At 36.3% G+C, this 18925-nt stretch carries 16 protein-coding genes; 14 read left to right on the top strand and 2 right to left on the bottom strand.

Translation table 11 applies throughout. From position 1 onward, the window contains the following. Positions 1-78: 78 nt before the first annotated feature. Positions 79-1281 (bottom strand): nucleotidyltransferase, encoded by a 1203-nt coding sequence (locus tag D9780_RS09670; protein ID WP_121639958.1) that lies wholly within the window; start codon positions 1279-1281, stop codon positions 79-81. Positions 1282-1989: 708 nt separating this feature from the next. Here D9780_RS09670 and D9780_RS09665 point away from each other — a divergent pair. From D9780_RS09665 to D9780_RS09655, 3 genes are all read left to right on the top strand, one after another. Next, positions 1990-2520 (top strand): YceD family protein, encoded by a 531-nt coding sequence (locus D9780_RS09665; protein WP_121639957.1) that lies wholly within the window; start codon positions 1990-1992, stop codon positions 2518-2520. Between the two features lie 35 nt (positions 2521-2555). Next, positions 2556-2729, top strand: coding sequence for a 50S ribosomal protein L32 (gene rpmF / locus D9780_RS09660; RefSeq protein WP_073005294.1), 174 nt, complete (start codon positions 2556-2558; stop codon positions 2727-2729). A gap of 445 nt (positions 2730-3174) precedes the next feature. Then, the gene (locus tag D9780_RS09655; protein ID WP_073005292.1) at positions 3175-3657 is read left to right on the top strand and encodes an RsfA family transcriptional regulator; all 483 of its coding nucleotides are present in this window, start codon (positions 3175-3177) and stop codon (positions 3655-3657) included. A 191-nt stretch (positions 3658-3848) separates the two neighbouring features. On the opposite strand, the gene D9780_RS09650 is transcribed toward D9780_RS09655, so the two are convergent. After that, positions 3849-4343: an N-acetyltransferase gene (locus D9780_RS09650; protein ID WP_121639956.1), complete on the bottom strand. Its 495-nt coding sequence runs from the start codon at positions 4341-4343 to the stop codon at positions 3849-3851. A gap of 305 nt (positions 4344-4648) precedes the next feature. On the opposite strand from D9780_RS09650, the gene D9780_RS09645 reads away from it, so the two are divergent. The 11 genes from D9780_RS09645 to murD all read left to right on the top strand — a co-directional run bounded on the left by D9780_RS09645 (position 4649) and on the right by murD (position 18603). After that, positions 4649-5035, top strand: a complete 387-nt coding sequence (locus D9780_RS09645) for a DUF3397 domain-containing protein (protein ID WP_073005288.1) — start codon at positions 4649-4651, stop codon at positions 5033-5035. A 227-nt stretch (positions 5036-5262) separates the two neighbouring features. Next, the gene (gene bshC / locus D9780_RS09640) at positions 5263-6882 is read left to right on the top strand and encodes a bacillithiol biosynthesis cysteine-adding enzyme BshC (RefSeq protein WP_121639955.1); all 1620 of its coding nucleotides are present in this window, start codon (positions 5263-5265) and stop codon (positions 6880-6882) included. Between the two features lie 262 nt (positions 6883-7144). Continuing rightward, positions 7145-7576, top strand: coding sequence for a division/cell wall cluster transcriptional repressor MraZ (gene mraZ / locus D9780_RS09635; protein ID WP_121639954.1), 432 nt, complete (start codon positions 7145-7147; stop codon positions 7574-7576). 73 nt (positions 7577-7649) lie between these two features. Next, positions 7650-8627, top strand: coding sequence for a 16S rRNA (cytosine(1402)-N(4))-methyltransferase RsmH (rsmH, locus tag D9780_RS09630; protein ID WP_121639953.1), 978 nt, complete (start codon positions 7650-7652; stop codon positions 8625-8627). After that, a complete protein-coding gene (ftsL, locus tag D9780_RS09625) occupies positions 8627-8995 on the top strand; it encodes a cell division protein FtsL (protein WP_073005281.1) in 369 nt (122 codons plus the stop codon). The genes rsmH and ftsL overlap by 1 nt, the downstream gene beginning before the upstream one ends. A gap of 24 nt (positions 8996-9019) precedes the next feature. Continuing rightward, entirely contained in the window at positions 9020-11224 is a 2205-nt protein-coding gene (locus D9780_RS09620; protein WP_121639952.1) for a penicillin-binding protein, read from the top strand. 119 nt (positions 11225-11343) lie between these two features. Next, positions 11344-13275 (top strand): stage V sporulation protein D, encoded by a 1932-nt coding sequence (locus tag D9780_RS09615; RefSeq protein ID WP_073005277.1) that lies wholly within the window; start codon positions 11344-11346, stop codon positions 13273-13275. Between the two features lie 122 nt (positions 13276-13397). Then, a complete protein-coding gene (locus D9780_RS09610; RefSeq protein WP_121639951.1) occupies positions 13398-14873 on the top strand; it encodes a UDP-N-acetylmuramoyl-L-alanyl-D-glutamate--2,6-diaminopimelate ligase in 1476 nt (491 codons plus the stop codon). Then, complete coding sequence (murF, locus tag D9780_RS09605) at positions 14873-16228, top strand: UDP-N-acetylmuramoyl-tripeptide--D-alanyl-D-alanine ligase (RefSeq protein ID WP_121639950.1); 1356 nt, start codon at positions 14873-14875, stop codon at positions 16226-16228. The genes D9780_RS09610 and murF overlap by 1 nt, the downstream gene beginning before the upstream one ends. Before the next feature lie 42 nt (positions 16229-16270). Further along, a complete protein-coding gene (mraY, locus tag D9780_RS09600; RefSeq protein WP_073005262.1) occupies positions 16271-17257 on the top strand; it encodes a phospho-N-acetylmuramoyl-pentapeptide-transferase in 987 nt (328 codons plus the stop codon). Then, positions 17254-18603: a UDP-N-acetylmuramoyl-L-alanine--D-glutamate ligase gene (murD, locus tag D9780_RS09595; protein ID WP_121639949.1), complete on the top strand. Its 1350-nt coding sequence runs from the start codon at positions 17254-17256 to the stop codon at positions 18601-18603. Before mraY ends, murD begins: the two co-directional genes overlap by 4 nt. The last annotated feature ends 322 nt before the right edge of the window (positions 18604-18925 follow it).

Raw genomic sequence — 18925 nt, 5'->3', positions numbered from 1 at the left:
GGTCTTTTGTTTTCTTTAAGAAATTCCCACGAAAAGTTCTGCTATAAAAATTTGGTGATAAGCCAAGTTTTTCTAATCTTAGCTACATAGAGGGGAGCGCTCTTGCTTGAGCAAGTTTAGTTTTATCGCTATGGGCAAAATACTATAATAGGCGTTGCTTGCTTTTTCTTCCATTTGTAGCATTGGATGCATGTTTCGGCTCATTTGATGGATAATAGGCGTTACCAAGGTCTTTTTTCGCTCATGCAAGTATTTTTGTCCTTGTTTCGTAAAACCGAGAATACGTACATACGGTATGGCAGTTAAATCATATAACGCTTCTATGTCACTTTTTTTTGTGTTGGTTAAGATATGTACACACATGCGTTGTAAACGTGTCCATGTATACCTTTTTGTTTTTAGCTTTTCCATCCAATCTTGAAATGTATGGGCATGTTTCGCGGTTTTTTTAATGCGATACTCTAACCCCTCGTCTACGCCTTGGATCAAAGAAAGTTCCTGAGCGCTCATCGTTGAAGCACGATAGTGAAGCAAAGGAAAATATGCTTCCCATGTATGCCAAGTAGAAGCTGTTCGTTTATAAGTAATTAACTGTTCATACATTGTTTGTGGGATGGCATTGCGAATAGATGCAGTAATCGAATCTTCTTTTTGTATCGCTTCTCGAATACTCGTAGCACTTGCAATGGATCCATGAATGGTTTTATCATGATAACCACTTTGCGTTCGTTGAATGGTCAGTGGTTGAATAGGTAAATGATAGTCATAAATTGTTTTCAAATAGCTAAAGCCTAGTATATTGTTTGGTTGAGTTAAATTCATAGAGGAAAGCCCAATTATTTCATACGCGTTTTTGCTTGCTTCAGGAAAAGCTAACCCTCTATTCAAATTCTGTTTAAGTGCAACTTGGTATGTATCCATATTTTTCGTTAGCTTTTGGTAACTTTCTTTGAAATGGTTAATGTCTCCTGATTCACTGCCAAAACAAATACTGGAAACTTGTAGCGCATGTAGTGCAAGAACTGCTCCTTTCGCGAACAACTCACTGCTTTGAACGGCGAAAGTGTAAGGAAGTTCAATTACAATATCAACGCCTTCTTTTAGAGCAGCTTTTGCTCGATGAAATTTATCTATCATTGCTGGCTCTCCACGTTGTAAGAACGAGCCACTCATAACAGCGATGATACAATCTGTTTTAGCTCGTTTTTTTGCATGTTGTACGTGATAAACATGTCCATTATGGAAAGGATTGTACTCAACAATTAATCCGCATGCGTTCATTTTATCAACTCCTACAATAGTTCTTAATTATCTGTTTAAATACGTACAAAATACATTATCAACCATTTGTTTTGTTGATAAAATCTTAAAGGATCTAAGTTTCTTTTAATTTTATCAGAATAAGATGATATGTGCATGTATGAAATCAGTGAATTAGAAAAGCTAACTGAACATAAGAATTTCACGATATGAAAATATTTTCTTGGTCGGATATGAAGACTAATGTCTAGCGGAAAAAGAGAAGGTGCTTCATTATAAAACGTATGCTTAGCTGGCACGCATATTTTGACAGGGGCCTTCTCATAAGGTTATATGAATGAAACAGAAACAAAGGAATATCAGGTTCTAGGTTTGTAGAACGTGATAGAAAAAGCAGACCAGCAATCGCGCAGTAGCTGTTAGGGTATGGGTTATTTAGAGCAAATATAGCACACTTGGTATGGTTAAGCTAGCTGCATTTTGCATGCATGGTTTTTCTTATACTATAAACCCAAAAAAACGTATACTTTACTATAACGCAAAACAATTGGTTTAAAACTAATTAGAGAAAAAATTGATACATACAGTTTCAATGATAAGTGTGTGTCTCGTTTATCTATATGTTATAGTGGAATAGAATTGGGTAAGATAGGAAATGTGTAAAGAGAATATGTTGACAAAATCATGTTTTTCTTTTAAAATTACTCTTGTTGCCTTGAGGTGAGAACTATGAAATTTGCGTTAGCTCAATTAAAGAAGAATGCTTATAAGGAACCTTTTACTTTTTCAGAAACGGAAGATGTTTCCGAATTGGAAGAGATGAACAACGATATTCGTCATATTGGCGAAGTAGAAGTTCAAGGAACGTGTTTTTTTCAAGGAGATAATATTATTTTTTCCTTACGTATTCATGGTGAAATGGTGCTTCCGTGTGCCCGAACGTTAGAAGATGTTCATTATCCGTTTGCTATCCAAACAGATGAAGTATTTACAACGTCGTTATATAGATCGGAAGCTGAAATCGAAGCTGAAATTCACCCAATTGATGGCGAGGTGCTTGATTTAACCCCGTTAATTAAGGAAAATATCTTGCTAGAGGTTCCGTATCGCGTATTTTCAGAGGAAGAAAACAGTCGACTTGATTATTTAACAGAAGGTAAAGGCTGGCAATTTACTTCTGAACAAAATAACGCAAAATCAATAGATGAGCGTTTTAGGAAATTGGAATCATTGTTTAATAAGGATGAGAAGAACGATTAAGTTTATCTTATCTTTCTATGAAGGAGGTGTAAGTCATGGCAGTACCTAAAAGAAGAACTTCAAAAAAGGTGAAAAACCAACGTCGTACACATAAAAAATTACATGTGCCTGGCATGGTAGAATGTTCAAATTGTGGGGAGTTGACGAAACCGCACTACGTTTGTAAAGCATGTGGTCACTACGATGGTAAAGAAGTAGTCAGCCAATAATAAATGTAATTCTAGCATGTTGAGTCAAAGATCTGAGAAACTTTATAATTCTTGGATCTTTTTCATTTCATATGCATTGTAAGATTAGGGCAGGTCACAAACGTGGCTTGCCTTTTATTCTAGCTGGAATATAATAAACGTATCTGTTACATGTTATTTGTTCCACTATAGGAACGTATAAAAATTTTTTGGTCGGTTATAGTGTAAGAAAAATAAAATCTTTCACCATTAGACTTGGGGAGAATCAAAGTTCTCTAATATTTTCATGTGCCTAGTTTATTATCTGATGGAATGGATTATAACTTTTGTAATTTGTAGCTTCACTTGCGCAGAAATGATCTTTTGGAGAAGATTACGGATAATTTTTAAAGAAAAACTCAAACCTTTTATTCTACCACTCCTAGTTTTTGCATACATTGATAGCAAATGTATAAGGAGGGGTGTTATGAATGTTACAAGACAAGACGCATGGACGAAAGATGAGGATGTCCTATTAGCAGAAACCGTTCTACGTTATATAAAAGAAGGAAAGACCCAGTTGGAAGCATTTAGAGAAGTAGCTCATAGACTGTCTAGAACTCCTGCAGCCTGTGGATTTAGATGGAATGCAACGATTCGAAAACAATATCAAAATGAGGTTCAACGAGCAAAAGAGGAGCGTAAGAGTGAAAATATTAATTATAGCTGGCCTGTTCCAGAATCAGGAAGCCAAGATCCGCTTCAAACTGTCATTTCGCTATTAGAAAGAATTAAAGCTGGGAATGAACAAATTGCATCGGAGCATCTGAATGAACATGAATTACATCTAAAAAAACTACAGAAAGAAAACGAGGAATTAAAATATATTTTGCTTCGCTATGACAAGGCATGGCAAGAGATGGCTACCTTATTGAAATCTGTTGTTACTGAAAAGCCTAACCAAGAATGAATGGCCTCTATTTGGCATTATCTATATTCCATTATGTACAACTGGAAAAAGGAACGAAAGACATGAATGCAAGATAATTCATGTCTCAAGTTCTTTACTAGCACTATAGGAAAGTATAAAGGTTTTAGGGTCTATAGTATAAGAAAAACTACAGCTTCCGCCATAAAGATGTGGCGGTAAGCCGCGTTTTTCTAAGCTTCATCTTGCTCCTTTGTGTGGTTTTCTTTCACACCTACTGGCATCCAAATCAGTGGGTTTTCTCCCAAATCTCGTTCCATTTTGTACTGTGCCTTTTGAAAGCCCATTTTTTCCCAAAAAGCATAAGAGTTAATTCTAGGGTTTGTCTTTATTGGTAATTGATAACTTTTCGCAAAATCTACTAACGCTTTGCCATATCCTTTTCCTTGGTATTCTGGAAGAACTTCTAATTTCCACAAAGTTAGATAATCTTGAGGTGGGGCAAAATAAAAGTCATACTTTCGATTGACTTTATAGAGGCTCATACGAGCAATTAAACTGTCGCCAATATAAATTCCGTAAAAAGGTGAATCACTTTGGTTTTCCACCAAATTATTCTCCAGATCTTCTAACATAGATAATTCTTGATTACCGTACTCTTTAAAATGTTTAAACTTCTCCAATGTTTTATAATTGATCAAAAGCTTTTCAACTTTCACTTTGTCCATCTTTCTACCCCCTTGCAAATAAAATAATTCTCTTGTCACACTATATAAAAGTTTAAAACTTGCACTATAGTATAAGGAAAACCTACAAGTTCCACCATGATGCCTTGGCTTAAACCCGGTTTTTCGAAGAATTATTTTTGCTTTTCTATGAATTTATTATAATATAAAAAAAGCAAAGATGAAAATAAAGTGAAGCGCATTCATATTTGTTGAACACATTTCTGTTCTTATTTATAGAAAAAAGGTGAATTAAAGTATTTCTATTAGTATAATAACAGCAGCGGTATATTGGAGGAAAAGATATTATGATGATTGGAATTATATATATTATTGCTTTTTTTATTTCTCTACCTTTTTTAGCGACATGGATTGTGTATGTTTGTAGTTATAAGTTAACAGAGCAAAAAATCAAATCTTTTCACCTGGCAGTATATGTAACTACTCCTTTATACTTAGTAGCTGTAACATTAATGATAGACATGGTTATAGGCATATCGTTGACGGGTGCTATTGTTATTCTTTTGCTACTCCTTTTGGTGGGTGTGCTTATTTTTCAGTGGAGGAAGGGAACGGAAGTCCTTTTAGGTAAGGCTATTAGATTAGTGTGGCGGCTGATGTTTTTACTGTTTATTACGTTATATGGACTGTTAATTGTTACAGGGATCATACAACGTATCTTTTTTTCTGTGTAGGAAATAATGATTTTTTAAGTTGATACTATTAGAAAAACTTGACTATCGCCAAGTTTTATGGCATTGAAACGTCATCGTCTTGCTTATACTGTTAACCATAGAAGTCCTATATTTTCTATGGCTTCTTCAAATAGACTTCTGAAGCAAGCTCGAACAGATCGCATGAAATTTTTAAAATTATTATGTACAATACATGGAGGAGATTACATATAAAGGAGCTTGAATCGATGCGGATCGAACCTATAAATTTAAAGCAACAAAGTAATTTAATGAAAGATTATCGTAATAATGAGGCGAGTATTCATTCGTTTTTTGATTACGCTGCATTCGGTGAATGGAAGCATAGGTATCATGATCTGCAAAAAAACGTTTTTAAGCGTCAGGAGTTATGTGATGTTTTACAGTCCATAAACAAACAATGGCAAGCCCCTGAAAGCACGCAAAAAAACATTCAAAGATTACGCCAGTCACAAGCTGTGACCGTTATCGGTGGGCAGCAAGCAGGTCTCCTAACAGGGCCGCTATATACGATTAATAAACTGATTTCAATTATTCAGCTAGCAAGGGAACAGGAAGTGGCGTTAGGCGTACCAGTCATACCTGTTTTTTGGATAGCAGGGGAAGATCATGATTTTGCAGAAGTGAATCATGTTTATATGTGTAAAGACCATCAAATGCAAAAACACATATTAAAGCAACAAGTGCACACCAAAACATCTTTGACGGATATGGAAATGGATCACGAGAAGCTGAAGCAGTGGCTAGATAAATTATTTGAACAATTAGGCGAGACGAATTATACAAAAACGTTGTACCATGAAATAAATAGCTGTTTATCATCTTCTAATACATTTGTTGATTTCTTTGCTAAACTTATTTTCTGCCTATTTCCTAAAGAGGGGGTAGTACTAATCGATTCTGGAAATAAGTCTGTACGCCAGTTAGAAAGTGATTACTTTGTGGAAATGGTGGAAAATCAACCAGAGATAAGTAAAGCGGTGTGCGATTCCTTAGATCAATTACACTCTTTAGGCTACACCGTAGATCTACCTGCGACACCTGTAGATGGCCATTTGTTCTATTATGAGAATGGTGAGCGCATATTGCTGCAACGATCGAAGGAAAAAGGATGGACGAACAAACAGAACAGTATATATTTTACAACGGAACAACTAAAGCAAATTGCTAAAGATACGCCAGAAAAATTAAATAATAATGTAGTTACTCGCCCCTTAATGCAAGAAAAATTATTTCCCAACCTTGCATTTATAGCAGGACCTGGTGAAATCAGTTATTGGTCTACATTGAAGGCAGCGTTTCATCACTTGCAAATGAAAATGCCGCCAGTGGTACCTAGGTTATCTTTATCCATTATTGATCGTACGACTGATAAATTATTATCCCATTGTCAACTAAGTGCAGAACAAGTGATTAATGAAGGTGTGAGTGAAGCAAAAGAGAAGTGGCTAGCAACAACATCGTACCCTTCCATAAAAAAAATTACTCAGGAAGTACAAGAACAAATAACTAAAGTCCATGCCCCCGTGCGTCATCTAGCTGCTTCTATGAGGAGTGATTTAGGGGCATTAGCAGATAAAAACTTGGACTATATTCAAAATCATATCCAATACTTAGAAAAACGTTTAATAAAGGAACTGCAATTACAGTATCAAAATGATTTAGCCACATTTGATTTACTGGAAAGTACGCTCCATCCAGAAAATGGATTACAAGAACGTATATGGAATCCTCTTCCGTGGTTAAATATGTATGGTATCTCATTCGCGAATCGATTGTTACAGCATACATATTCATTCAACAATTCCCACTATCTTATTTACCTTTAAGTTATTCATTCAAGGAGTTAAAGATAAGTTTACATTTTTGTTATTGAGAGGGGCTTGTTCTTAGCTTTGGAGGGCCGTTTTCTCCCACTTGAAATAAATTGTATAAAAAAGGCTGTCATTATGATTATGGCAGTCTTTTCTTTTTTAATTTAAATAGGTACAAATACCTATTTTCAAGCCAACTAAAGCAATAATGAAAAAATTGGTGGTGAATAGTGGGGGGATGTGGTAATATAGGGTATACGAAGGTGGGGCGGACTATATGTTTATGGGTGAATTCCAACATAACATTGATGCAAAAGGAAGAATAATTGTCCCTTCCAAGTTTCGAGACCAGCTTGGAGATAGCTTTGTTGTGACCCGAGGGCTCGATCAATGTTTGTTTGTTTACCCCATGGAAGAATGGAACATATTGGAAGGAAAGTTAAAAAAACTCCCACTAACGAAAAAAGATGCCAGAGCGTTTACAAGGTTCTTCTTTTCTGGCGCGGTTGAATGTGAGATTGATAAACAGGGAAGAATAAATATTCCACAATCATTACGAAACTATGCAGGCATTGAAAAAGAATGTGTTGTTATTGGTGTTTCGAATCGCATAGAAATATGGTCCAGTGAGCAGTGGGAATCTTATGTTACAGACTCTGAAGAATCTTTCGCTGAAATCGCTGAGAACTTAATGGATTTTGATATCTAAAGCATTGTGTTAGTTTTTTAGCAATAAATTGGACTAACCCACTAACTTGCTTGAAAAGGAACAGGGTGTTTATATGTTTGAACATAAAAGTGTGTTAAAAAATGAGACCATAGAAGGGCTTGCCATCAAACCAGATGGGGTGTATGTAGATTGTACACTAGGTGGCGGTGGACATGCAGAAGTGATAGCGTCCATGTTAAATGAAGATGGTTTGTTACTTGGTTTTGATCAAGATATCCATGCATTACAGGCGGCAAAAATTCGTTTGCAGCCTTATAAGGATCGGATAAGATTTATTCACGCTAATTTTAGTGAACTAGAGGTTGCATTATCAAAGGAGAATATTCACAAAGTAGATGGCGTTTTATTTGATTTGGGTGTATCTTCACCACAGCTCGATAAAGGAGATCGTGGTTTTAGTTATCAACATAACGCGAAGTTAGACATGCGGATGAATCAACAGCAAAAGCTAGACGCCTATTTTGTAGTTAATTACTGGGATTATCAAGCTTTAGTGAAGATTTTTTTTCAATACGGAGAGGAAAAGTTTTCTAAGCAAATCGCCCGAAAAATAGAAGAACATAGAAAGAAAGCGCCAATTGAGACGACATATCAATTAGTAGAAATAATTAAAGAAGCGATTCCTGCCCCTGCACGACGTAAAGGCGGCCATCCAGCTAAACGGGTGTTCCAAGCATTAAGAATTGCCGTCAATGATGAACTAGGTGTATTTAATGATGCGCTTCATCAAGCAGCAAAAGCAACAGGAATAAACGGACGAATAGCAGTTATCACTTTCCATTCTTTAGAGGATAGACTTTGTAAGCAAGCTTTTAAAAAATGGAGTACAGACAAAGAAACTCCACGTAATTTACCAGTATTACCAAAAGAAAATGAAGCCCCTTTTCGTTTAGTTACAAGAAAACCAATTGTTGCAACAGAGAATGAGCTGGATGTAAATAGAAGATCACGATCTGCTAAGCTTCGCGTTGCTGAAAAAGTAGCAGAATGGAGAGACGATTTTACTTATAAAGAAGGGTGGAGAAAATAATGAGTGCAAATCATGCAAGAAGCTGGGAGCAACTAAAACCGCAAAAGACCCAGGAACAATCGGTTCCAGTAAAAGTTACCAAGCAAGGTTGGATAACAAAAGGTGAAAAAATTATTTACAGTCTTATTGGGCTAATCATTATAGCGGCCAGTATCTACATGGTTTCATTTACTTCATCCACAGACTCGATTAATCGCGAGATGCAAGAGCTAGAGAATAAAGTGAAAGTACAACAATCTGAAAATGATTTATTAAAAGATGAAATTAATTCGTTGAGCCGACCAGAGCGAATCATCGACATTGCTAAGAAAAACGGTTTTCAAGTTCAGGATGCAAAAGTGAAGCAAGCAAAATCTATCGATGAATAATTATTCAAGGAGAATAGATAGGTTATGAGGAAAAACAAAACAACGCATTTTATGGCAGGTATTTTTATCATTCTTTTTGTGGGGATATTTTTAACATTATCAGGAAGATTTCTTTATATACAAGCTACTGCAGAAATTGATGGGGTTTCTTTAGAAGCATGGGCTGACAAGCAACGAACAACATCGTATGAACTCCCAGCAGAGCGCGGGAAGATCTTTGATAACAACGGAATGACACTTGCCTACGATCAAACAAGCTACAGAATGTACGCAATAGTCGATGAAACATATTCTGATGGGGCAGAAGAACCAAGACATGTTAAACAAGTAGAGAAAACAGCAGAAAAATTAGCTCCTCTATTAGATATGGAGGAAAAAGACATATTAGGTCGCTTGCAGGAAGGGATAGATAACAATCGCTTCCAAGTTGAATTTGGTAAGAAAGGTAGAGATTTGTCTTTACAAAAGAAAGAGGAAATTGAGGAACTTCATTTACCAGGGATTCTTTTTAGGGAAGAGTCTGTTCGCTCATACCCGAATGGTACCTTTGCTTCCCAAATAATTGGTTTTGCGAAAGAGATGGAAGTAAAGGATCAGAAAGAAAGTACTACAAAGCAAAAAATGCAAGGTGTTACGGGAATTGAGAAAGAAATGGATAAACATTTAAGTGGAGAAGATGGTTATATTGCTTTTCAACGTGATAAATATAATAAAAAACTACTTGATCCGAAAGAAATAGTAAAGAAAAATGAGGACGGCGGAAATATCTATTTAACGATTGACCAAAAAATACAGACTTTATTAGAAGATACCTTAACTCAAGTCGAAAAGAAATACGAACCTGAACGTATTTCGGCAGTAGTGATGAATCCTAAAACTGGAGAGGTTATAGCAATGGGAAATCGTCCAAGTTATAACCCGAATAATCCCGAAAATGTAGAAAATTGGTATAATGATGTTGTATCGACACCATTTGAGCCTGGATCTACAATGAAAATGTTTACTTGGGCGGCTGCGATAGAAGAAGGCGTTTATAATGGAACGGAAGCATATAAGTCAGGTCGCTATCAACCCAATGAGCAAATAACACCTATTCGTGATCATAATGGTGGAAACGGTTGGGGGGCTATTTCATACAATGAAGGTTTTGAGCGTTCTTCTAATGTTGCCGCGTCTAAACTTGTATGGGAAAAAATTGGATCTGATAAATATCTTGAGTATTTAAAAGCCTTTCATTTCGATCAAAAGACAAATATTGATCTACCAAATGAAGTGATTGGAAAAATATTATATAATTGGCCAGCAGAAAAGTTAACTACAGCATTTGGTCAAGGTACAACCATGACTCCTATTCAGCAAATGACGGCGGCTACTGCTATTGCCAACGATGGGAGAATGTTAAAACCTTATATTATTAATAAGATTACAAACCCTAATACAGAGAAGCCAACAAAAGAAAAAAAACCGGATGTGGTTGGTGAACCCATTTCTAAAAAAACGTCCCAACAAGTGCTGAAGCTTTTAGATCAAGCAGTTAATGGGGAACACGCAACAGGTAAAGATTACCAATTAGAAAGCTATAAAGTTGGTGGAAAAACAGGAACAGCGCAAATTCCTAATCCTAAAGGTGGATATTTAACAGGTAGAGAAAATTATATTTTTTCCTTTTTAGGAATGGCGCCCATTGATGATCCTCAATTAATGATGTATGTATCTGTTAAACAACCAAAGCTAGGTGAAAAAGAAGATGGATCTTTGGAAAGGGGTTCTGACCCGGTAGCATTTATTTTTAAAAATGTCATGGAAAATGGCTTGCATTATTTAAATATCGATCCAGATAAACAAGAATCAGATCAAATAAAACATATAAAAATCCCAGAACTCGTAGGGAAGAGTTCAGAAACGCTAAAACAAGAATTGATGAAAAAGGGATTACGTGTAACGTCAGTTGGTAAAGGTAAAGTCGTTTCAAGTAATGTACAAAAAGGAGATCGAGTGTTGCCGAATGATCATATTATTATGATTACGGAAAAGCCTAAGATGCCAAGCATAATCGGCTGGTCACTTCGCGATGCTCTAAAACTGTCTAGTTTGTTAGAATTAAAGACAGAAACGTTTGGTGATGGTTATGTGAAAACGCAAAGTATTAAAGCGGGAACAGCTGTTAAATCAAAAGACTACCTTGGTATAGAGCTGGAGCCACCAAACAATAAAAAAAATAAAGATTAGTGAGCGGATCTTCTTCCTATACGTTATAGAAACCGACAAATAACAAAGGAACAGTGTTCTAATCCTCTTTTATTATTCATATAGTGGATACAAGCATGTCTTTAAAAAGGAGATGTAGTATGAAACGTGTATCTGCTGTGACTACAAAAAAGAGGATTGTCACTGTTTTTCTTATTGGAATATTGGTGTTTGTTATTATCGATATTCGTTTAGGTTATGTCCAATTTGTAATTGGCGATGAGTTGATGGGACAAGCTACAGAATTATGGACGCGAGATATTGAATTTGAACCAGAAAGAGGAAAAATTCTTGATCATAATGGAGATGTACTAGCCGAAAATGTAACAGCTCCATCTGTGGTTGTTGTTCCTAGACAGATAGATGACGCTGAAAAAACAGCTCAAAAACTAGCCTCTATTTTAGAAATGTCAGAGGATGAAGCGTTTGAGTATGTTACGAAGAATGCTTCAAGTGTAAATATTCACCCAGAAGGTAGAAAAATTAACGAAAAACAAGAGCTAGCAATTAGAACATTAGATATGAATGGCGTATATTTATCAAAAGATTCAAAACGTCATTATCCGTTTGGAGATGATTTATCTCATGTGCTCGGTTTCGCAGGGATAGATAATCAAGGTCTAATGGGCTTGGAATTATTTTATGATGAACAACTTAGCGGTAAAAAAGGTAGTTTATCATTTTATTCTGATGCTAAAGGTAGAAGACTGGAACGCTTAGCAGATATATATTCCGAACCAGAAGATGGGCTTGATTTAAAAACAACGATTGATACACGCGTGCAAACGATTATGGAAAGAGAATTGGATTTAGTTGCCTCAAAATATAACCCAGATGGTGCGGTGGCCATTGCTGTTAATCCGAAGACTGGTGGTGTACTTGGGATGACATCTAGGCCAAACTTTCATCCGGAAAACTATCAGGAAGTGGACTCGGATATTTTTGACCGTAATTTACCAATCTGGAGTACGTACGAGCCTGGGTCTACATTTAAAATTATTACACTTGCTGCTGCATTAGAGGAAGAAGTGGTTGATTTAAATAAAGACCATTACCATGATGATGGCGATATCTCTGTGGGAGGTTCGAAATTACATTGTTGGAAAAGTGGGGGGCATGGACACCAAAGCTATTTAGAAGTAGTGCAAAACTCGTGTAACCCAGGATTTGTGAGTCTTGGTCAAATGCTAGGAAAAGATAAACTATTTTCGTATATTGATCTGTTTGGTTTTGGAAAGAAAACAGGAATTGATTTGCAAGGAGAGGGTACTGGGATTTTATTTAAACCTGAAAATGTTGGGCCGGTTGAATTAGCTACTACAGCTTTCGGTCAAGGTGTTTCGGTAACACCAATTCAGCAAGTAATGGCTGTATCTGCAGCGGTGAATGGAGGATTCTTATATGAGCCGTATATTGCAGAGGAATGGATTAATTCAACGAATCAGTCTGTCCAAAAGCAAGTTAAACCGACCATGAAAAGGAGAGTTATTTCTGAAGATACTTCCAATGAAATACGTCATGCTTTGGAAAGTGTAGTAGCTCAAGGAACTGGTCGTCCTGCATATGTCGATGGTTATAGAATAGGTGGAAAAACCGGAACAGCGCAAAAAGTTGGTCCGGATGGAAGATATATGGAAAATAACTATGTCGTTTCTTTTATCGGTTTTGCCCCAGCTGATGATCCTGAAATTGTTGTATATGTTGCTGTAGATAATCCAAAAAATGCAGTGCAATTTGGTGGGGTGGTGGCTGCTCCTGTGGTAGGGACAATTATTGGAGATAGCCTAAGGGCAATGGATGTAAAACCGCGAACAGAAGGTCTTGAAAAGGATTATCAATGGCCAGAACAGCCCAAAATTGAGGTGCCCGATGTAAAGGGAATGAAGAAGAAAGATTTGCAGGAATATATGACCAATTTATCCATTGAAACAAGTGGTGATGGCGACTATATTGTAGACCAAGCGCCTAAACCAGGGACGAAAGTGGAGCAAGGGTCAAAAATTAGAGTTTATTTAGCAGAAAATAATCGTTAAACACATTTAAATTTGCTATAATAGATAGGCGAAAAAGAAAGAGGGTGTTTCCACCCTCTTAAAAGTCATTTACAAGAAGAATGTTATAATAAGATAATTTAATGAAGAATGGGATGTTACGAATGAACTTAGAGCAATTATTAAGGAGTATACCTTTTTATCACACAACAGACCATATGGAAAATCTAACCGTTAACCATATTGTTATGGATTCACGTAAGGTAGAGCCTGGAGATGTATTTATATGTATATCTGGATATACGGTGGATGGTCATGATTTTGTCCCTCAAGCCGAAGCTAATGGCGCAGTAGCTATTATAGCAGAGAAATCTGTGAACACGGAGCTACCAACTATAGTAGTTCCAGATACACAACGAGCTCTATCCATGCTTGCTGTGAGATTTTACGATAATCCGACTGACAAGCTTGCCCTAATTGGTGTAACGGGAACGAATGGTAAAACAACAGTAACCTATTTACTAGAAACAATATTTCAGTTAGCAAAACAAAGAACAGGTGTTATTGGTACGATACATACGAAAATTGGCGATGAGACGTATCCGGTAGTTAACACCACTCCTGATGCGCTTTTTTTGCAACAGACATTTCACAAAATGGTTCAACAGAATGTAGATAAAGCAATTATGGAAGTATCTTCTCATGCACTTGTTCAAGGGAGAGTACATGGTTGTAATTATGATATTGCTGTGTTTACGAATCTTTCTCAGGATCACTTAGATTTTCATAAAGATATGGACGATTATTTGCGAGCTAAGAGCCTTTTGTTTGCACAAATGGGTAACAATTATAATCATACTAAACATAAATACGCCATTATTAATCAGGATGAAGCGGCGAGCGAGTTTCTAAAACAAAGTACAGCTCAACAAGTGCTAACGTATGGCATACATCGAGCTTCCCAGGTGATGGCGCAAGATATTGAACTAGGTGCTGCTGGAACCCATTTTCATTTAATCACTCCAGTAGGTAATATACGAATTAAAAGCAAATTAATGGGAATGTTTAACGTTTATAACATGTTAGCAGCTTCTGCTACAGCGATAGCTTCTAATATCCCTTTGGATACGATCCAACAAGCGTTCAAGCAAATTGAAGGCATTAATGGACGCTTTGAGCCCGTAAATGCAGGACAGTCTTTTGCTGTTATTGTAGATTATGCACATACACCTGATTCGCTAGAGAACGTATTACAGACGGTGAAGGAGTTTGCTAAAAATCGTGTTTTTGTCGTCGTTGGTTGTGGTGGTGACAGGGATCGAACGAAGCGCCCTTTAATGGCTGAAATAGCAGTGAAGTATGCTGATAAGCCGATCTTTACTTCTGATAACCCGAGAACAGAAGATCCATTAGCTATTCTTGAAGATATGACAAGTGGATTAGATCAAGATACAGCATTTGAGGTTATTGCTGATCGAAAAGTTGCTATTCAGGAAGCGATAAAGCAAGCAACAGAAGGTGACGTAATTATCATTGCGGGAAAAGGACATGAAACGTATCAGCAAATAGGCCATACAAAATATGATTTTGACGATCGTGAAGTTGCTCGTCAAGCCATTCTATCTAAGGAGCATGCCTAATGTTTACGGTGAATTGGCTTACTCATGTGTTTTTGGATTATAAAGGAAGTGTGAATCAACAAACGATTCATGGCGTTTATACCGACAGTCGTACAGAAATGACCAATGGTTTATTCGTACCGATCAGTGGTGAAAATTTTGATGGTCATGATTATGTATTGCAAGCAGTAGATAATGGAGCTATTGCTGTTTTATGGAGTAAGCAAAAAGAGCTTCCTGAAGCTCTATCTTCTTCATTAATGGTCTTCTATGTAGAAGATACGTTGGCTGCTTTACAAAAACTGGCTACTGCCTATCGCGAGAAAATCAACCCAGTTGTGATTGGTATTACGGGATCAAATGGTAAAACATCTACGAAGGATATGGTTGCAGCTATTATGCAAACGACCTATCGGACTCATTATACGCAAGGGAACCTTAATAATCATATCGGTGTCCCACTGACCATCTTATCAATGAAGCCAGATACCGAAGTTTTAGTTGTTGAAATGGGAATGAATCATGCTGGGGAAATAAAAGTATTAACCAATATAGCTAAACCAGATTATGCAATAATTACTAATGTTGGTGAATCTCATATTGAGTTTCTAGGTTCTAGAGAAAATATAGCGAAGGCTAAATTAGAAATTTTACTTGGCTTAAGCGATAAAGGAGCGTTTATTATAGATGGTGATGAACCTTTATTGCAGCATTGTCATGGTCAAAAAAGGTTGATTACTTGTGGTTTTGCAGAACATAACATATATCAAATAACAAAGGTCCATATACAAGACAACGCAACATCGTTTATAATAAACAAAGCTACGCCATATACGATTCCGTTTTTAGGAAAACACCATGCTAAAAATGCTACGCTAGCAATTTCAGTTGGAATTTGTATGAACATCGATGTAGAACAGATTCAATTGGCTTTTTATCATATTCAAAAGACAGGGATGCGCTTTGAAAAGATAAAGGGAAAAAACGGTGTGACATTAATTAATGATGCTTATAATGCTTCGGCAACTTCTATGAAGGCTGCCATTGAAGTAATAAAACAGCTTGAAGATTATTCTGAAAAAATTCTTGTTTTAGGGGATATTTTAGAATTAGGAGCACATACAGAGGCGATTCATAGATCTGTAGCTACTGTTATCGAAAATCCAATTACAAATGTCTACACATATGGTGAAGCTTCTAAATATATTACAGACGCAGTGATAGAACAAGGAAGCAATATTTCTGCTGCACATTATACGAATAAGACTGAATTGCTTCATGATATAAAACCCCATTTACATGAAGAGGCAATTATCTTATTTAAAGCATCGAGAGGCCTAAAATTTGAATCGATTTTAGCTGAATTAAAACGATAGTCAATGAATTGATGGACGGTTTCTAACGAAGGAGGAAAAGTAATGAATATCACTATGTTAATGGTAACTATTTTAATAGCGTTTTTAATTACCGTCCTTTTATCTCCTATTTTTATTCCATTTTTGCGTAGATTGAAGTTTGGGCAAAGTATTAGAGAAGAAGGACCTAAATCCCATCTAAAAAAAACCGGGACGCCAACAATGGGAGGGATTATGATTGTATTCAGTATTGTTATCACCTCTCTCATTATGAGTTGGAAAATAAATCCAGTTGGAGTTAGCTATGAAATGTGGATTTTGTTGTTCGTGTTAGTAGGATACGGGCTACTTGGATTTTTGGATGATTTTATAAAAATAATGAAAAAAAGAAATCTCGGATTAACTTCCAAACAAAAATTACTTGGGCAACTTATTATTGCGCTGGTTGTTTATTTTGTCTTAAAAGCACAAGGTTTTCCTACTTATATATCTGTACCCGGAACGACCTTCCAATTAGAGCTTGGCTGGGCATATGCTCTTTTAATTATAGTTATGCTTGTTGGAGCATCTAATGCAGTAAATTTAACAGATGGATTAGACGGTTTGCTAGCTGGTACTGCTGCCATTGCGTTTGGAGCATTTGCCGTGTTAGCATTGTATGGATATCCTCAAAGTGAGGTAGCAATCTTTGCGCTTGCCATCGTTGGTGCTTTACTTGGTTTTTTAGTATTTAATGCGCACCCTGCGAAGGTCTTTATGGGCGATACCGGCTCTTTAGCTTTAGGTGGAGCAATTGCGATTATTGCTATTTTAACTAAACTTGAAATTATTTTAGTTATTATTGGCGGCGTGTTCGTTATTGAAACATTATCTGTTATCATACAAGTTATATCGTTTAAAACAACTGGAAAAAGAGTTTTTAAAATGAGCCCATTACATCATCATTATGAGCTTTTGGGATGGTCAGAATGGCGAGTAGTTACAACCTTTTGGCTAGTAGGGCTTGTTTTTGCTGCGTTAGGAATTTATATTGAGGTGGGTATAAGTTGAAAAAATTAATACATTTCCCCTACGAGTCTATTCTAGTATTGGGGCTAGCGAAAAGCGGTACGGCAGCCGCAACTACATTACTCGAACAGGGAAAAAAAGTGCGAATAAATGATCAAAATGCAAAAGAATCGGATGCGAATGTAAAACAATTAAAAGAGATGGGGGCAGAGTTAATTCTTGGCTCCCATCCTATTCGTGTTCTAGACGGGATAGAGGTCATCGTTAAAAACCCCGGTATTTCCTATGATAACCCTATTGTTACAGCAGCGCAACAAAGGGGGATACCTGTAATAACTGAAATTGAAATAGCCGGTCAATTGGCAAGCGGACCAATTATTGGAATAACAGGCTCTAATGGCAAAACAACGACAACGACTTTGACTACTGAAATGCTAAAGCAAAGTGAGAAACCTGTTAAAGTTGCAGGGAATATTGGCATTGTTGCAACTGATGTGGCAAAAAATTTGCACCCAAATGAGAATCTTGTGCTAGAGCTATCTTCTTTTCAATTAATGGGTGTCGACCAGTTTAAACCGAAAATCGCTGTACTACTTAATATATTTAAAGCTCATTTAGATTATCACAAAACATGGGAAAACTATAAACAAGCAAAATATAATATTTTTAAAAACCAAAAGAAAGATGATTTTCTTGTTTATAACGCAGAAGATAAAAGTTTAATAGAGGCTATTAAACTTTCAAAAGCGCAAAAAATACCTTTTTCTGTTAAAAGAAAACAGAGCGACGGGGCTTGGCTTGACAACGAAGCGATCTATTTTAAAGAAGAAAAAATAATGGAACGTAAAGATATTGTCTTATTAGGATCGCATAATTACGAGAATATTTTAGCTAGTGTAGCAGCTGCTAAGTTAAGTGGAGCAACAAATGAAGGAATTCAAAAAGTGTTAAGTATGTTTACAGGTGTGAAACACAGGTTACAATTTGTAGAAAATCACTGTGAGCGATTGTTTTATAATGATTCAAAAGCTACCAATTGTCTAGCTACACAAAAAGCTTTATCAGCCTTTAATCAACCTATTATTCTACTTGCAGGAGGATTAGATCGTGGTAACGGTTTTGACGAACTCCTACCATATATGAAGCATGTGAAAGCAATGGTACTATTTGGAGAAACTGCTTCAAAACTAGAAAATTTGGGAATGAAAGCGCAAATTTCTAATATTCGTATAACTAAAAATGTGCAAACAGCAGTACAGGAAGCTTATGAAATATCTGAACCAAATGATGTCATATTGTTATCGCCTGCTTGTGCAAGCTGGGATCAATATCGCACGTTTGAAGAAAGAGGAGACATGTTTATACAAGCCGTGCATACATTAGTATAGGGGCTTGTTTAATAGATAATAAAAGGATGTAAGAAATTAGAAGTTATTTCAATGTGGAAATGTTTGTTTACGTATTGAGAAGTTAGGTTGCTTACCAGTAATTATCGAATGATGCAGGAAACTACTTACCTTGGCATATGTTATTGTCCACTCCGAAGCCTTTGGTAAATGAAAATACTTACTGGTTGATGGTTCTTTTTACAAACACGAACAAAAATGATCTTAGACGCATTTCTATGATTGATGCATCCTTTTTAAACACCTCCTGGTAATATTCAAAAGTGGGGTGTTATTTTTGTTACAAAAAACAAACCGTTCAACA

Origin of the sequence: Virgibacillus sp. Bac330, assembly GCF_003667845.1 — a bacterium.
In the GTDB taxonomy this organism is placed as follows: Bacteria; Bacillota; Bacilli; order Bacillales; family Amphibacillaceae; genus Virgibacillus; species Virgibacillus chiguensis.
Note: the sequence above shows the minus strand (reverse complement) of the source record. Positions and strands in the feature narration are given on the sequence as shown.

Coding starts and splice junctions, on each gene's coding strand:
- D9780_RS09670 (WP_121639958.1), bottom strand. CDS start 1,281: ATGAACGCATGCGGATTAATTGTTGAGTACAATCCTTTCCATAATGGA.
- D9780_RS09665 (WP_121639957.1), top strand. CDS start 1,990: ATGAAATTTGCGTTAGCTCAATTAAAGAAGAATGCTTATAAGGAACCT.
- rpmF (WP_073005294.1), top strand. CDS start 2,556: ATGGCAGTACCTAAAAGAAGAACTTCAAAAAAGGTGAAAAACCAACGT.
- D9780_RS09655 (WP_073005292.1), top strand. CDS start 3,175: ATGAATGTTACAAGACAAGACGCATGGACGAAAGATGAGGATGTCCTA.
- D9780_RS09650 (WP_121639956.1), bottom strand. CDS start 4,343: ATGGACAAAGTGAAAGTTGAAAAGCTTTTGATCAATTATAAAACATTG.
- D9780_RS09645 (WP_073005288.1), top strand. CDS start 4,649: ATGATGATTGGAATTATATATATTATTGCTTTTTTTATTTCTCTACCT.
- bshC (WP_121639955.1), top strand. CDS start 5,263: ATGCGGATCGAACCTATAAATTTAAAGCAACAAAGTAATTTAATGAAA.
- mraZ (WP_121639954.1), top strand. CDS start 7,145: ATGTTTATGGGTGAATTCCAACATAACATTGATGCAAAAGGAAGAATA.
- rsmH (WP_121639953.1), top strand. CDS start 7,650: ATGTTTGAACATAAAAGTGTGTTAAAAAATGAGACCATAGAAGGGCTT.
- ftsL (WP_073005281.1), top strand. CDS start 8,627: ATGAGTGCAAATCATGCAAGAAGCTGGGAGCAACTAAAACCGCAAAAG.
- D9780_RS09620 (WP_121639952.1), top strand. CDS start 9,020: ATGAGGAAAAACAAAACAACGCATTTTATGGCAGGTATTTTTATCATT.
- D9780_RS09615 (WP_073005277.1), top strand. CDS start 11,344: ATGAAACGTGTATCTGCTGTGACTACAAAAAAGAGGATTGTCACTGTT.
- D9780_RS09610 (WP_121639951.1), top strand. CDS start 13,398: ATGAACTTAGAGCAATTATTAAGGAGTATACCTTTTTATCACACAACA.
- murF (WP_121639950.1), top strand. CDS start 14,873: ATGTTTACGGTGAATTGGCTTACTCATGTGTTTTTGGATTATAAAGGA.
- mraY (WP_073005262.1), top strand. CDS start 16,271: ATGAATATCACTATGTTAATGGTAACTATTTTAATAGCGTTTTTAATT.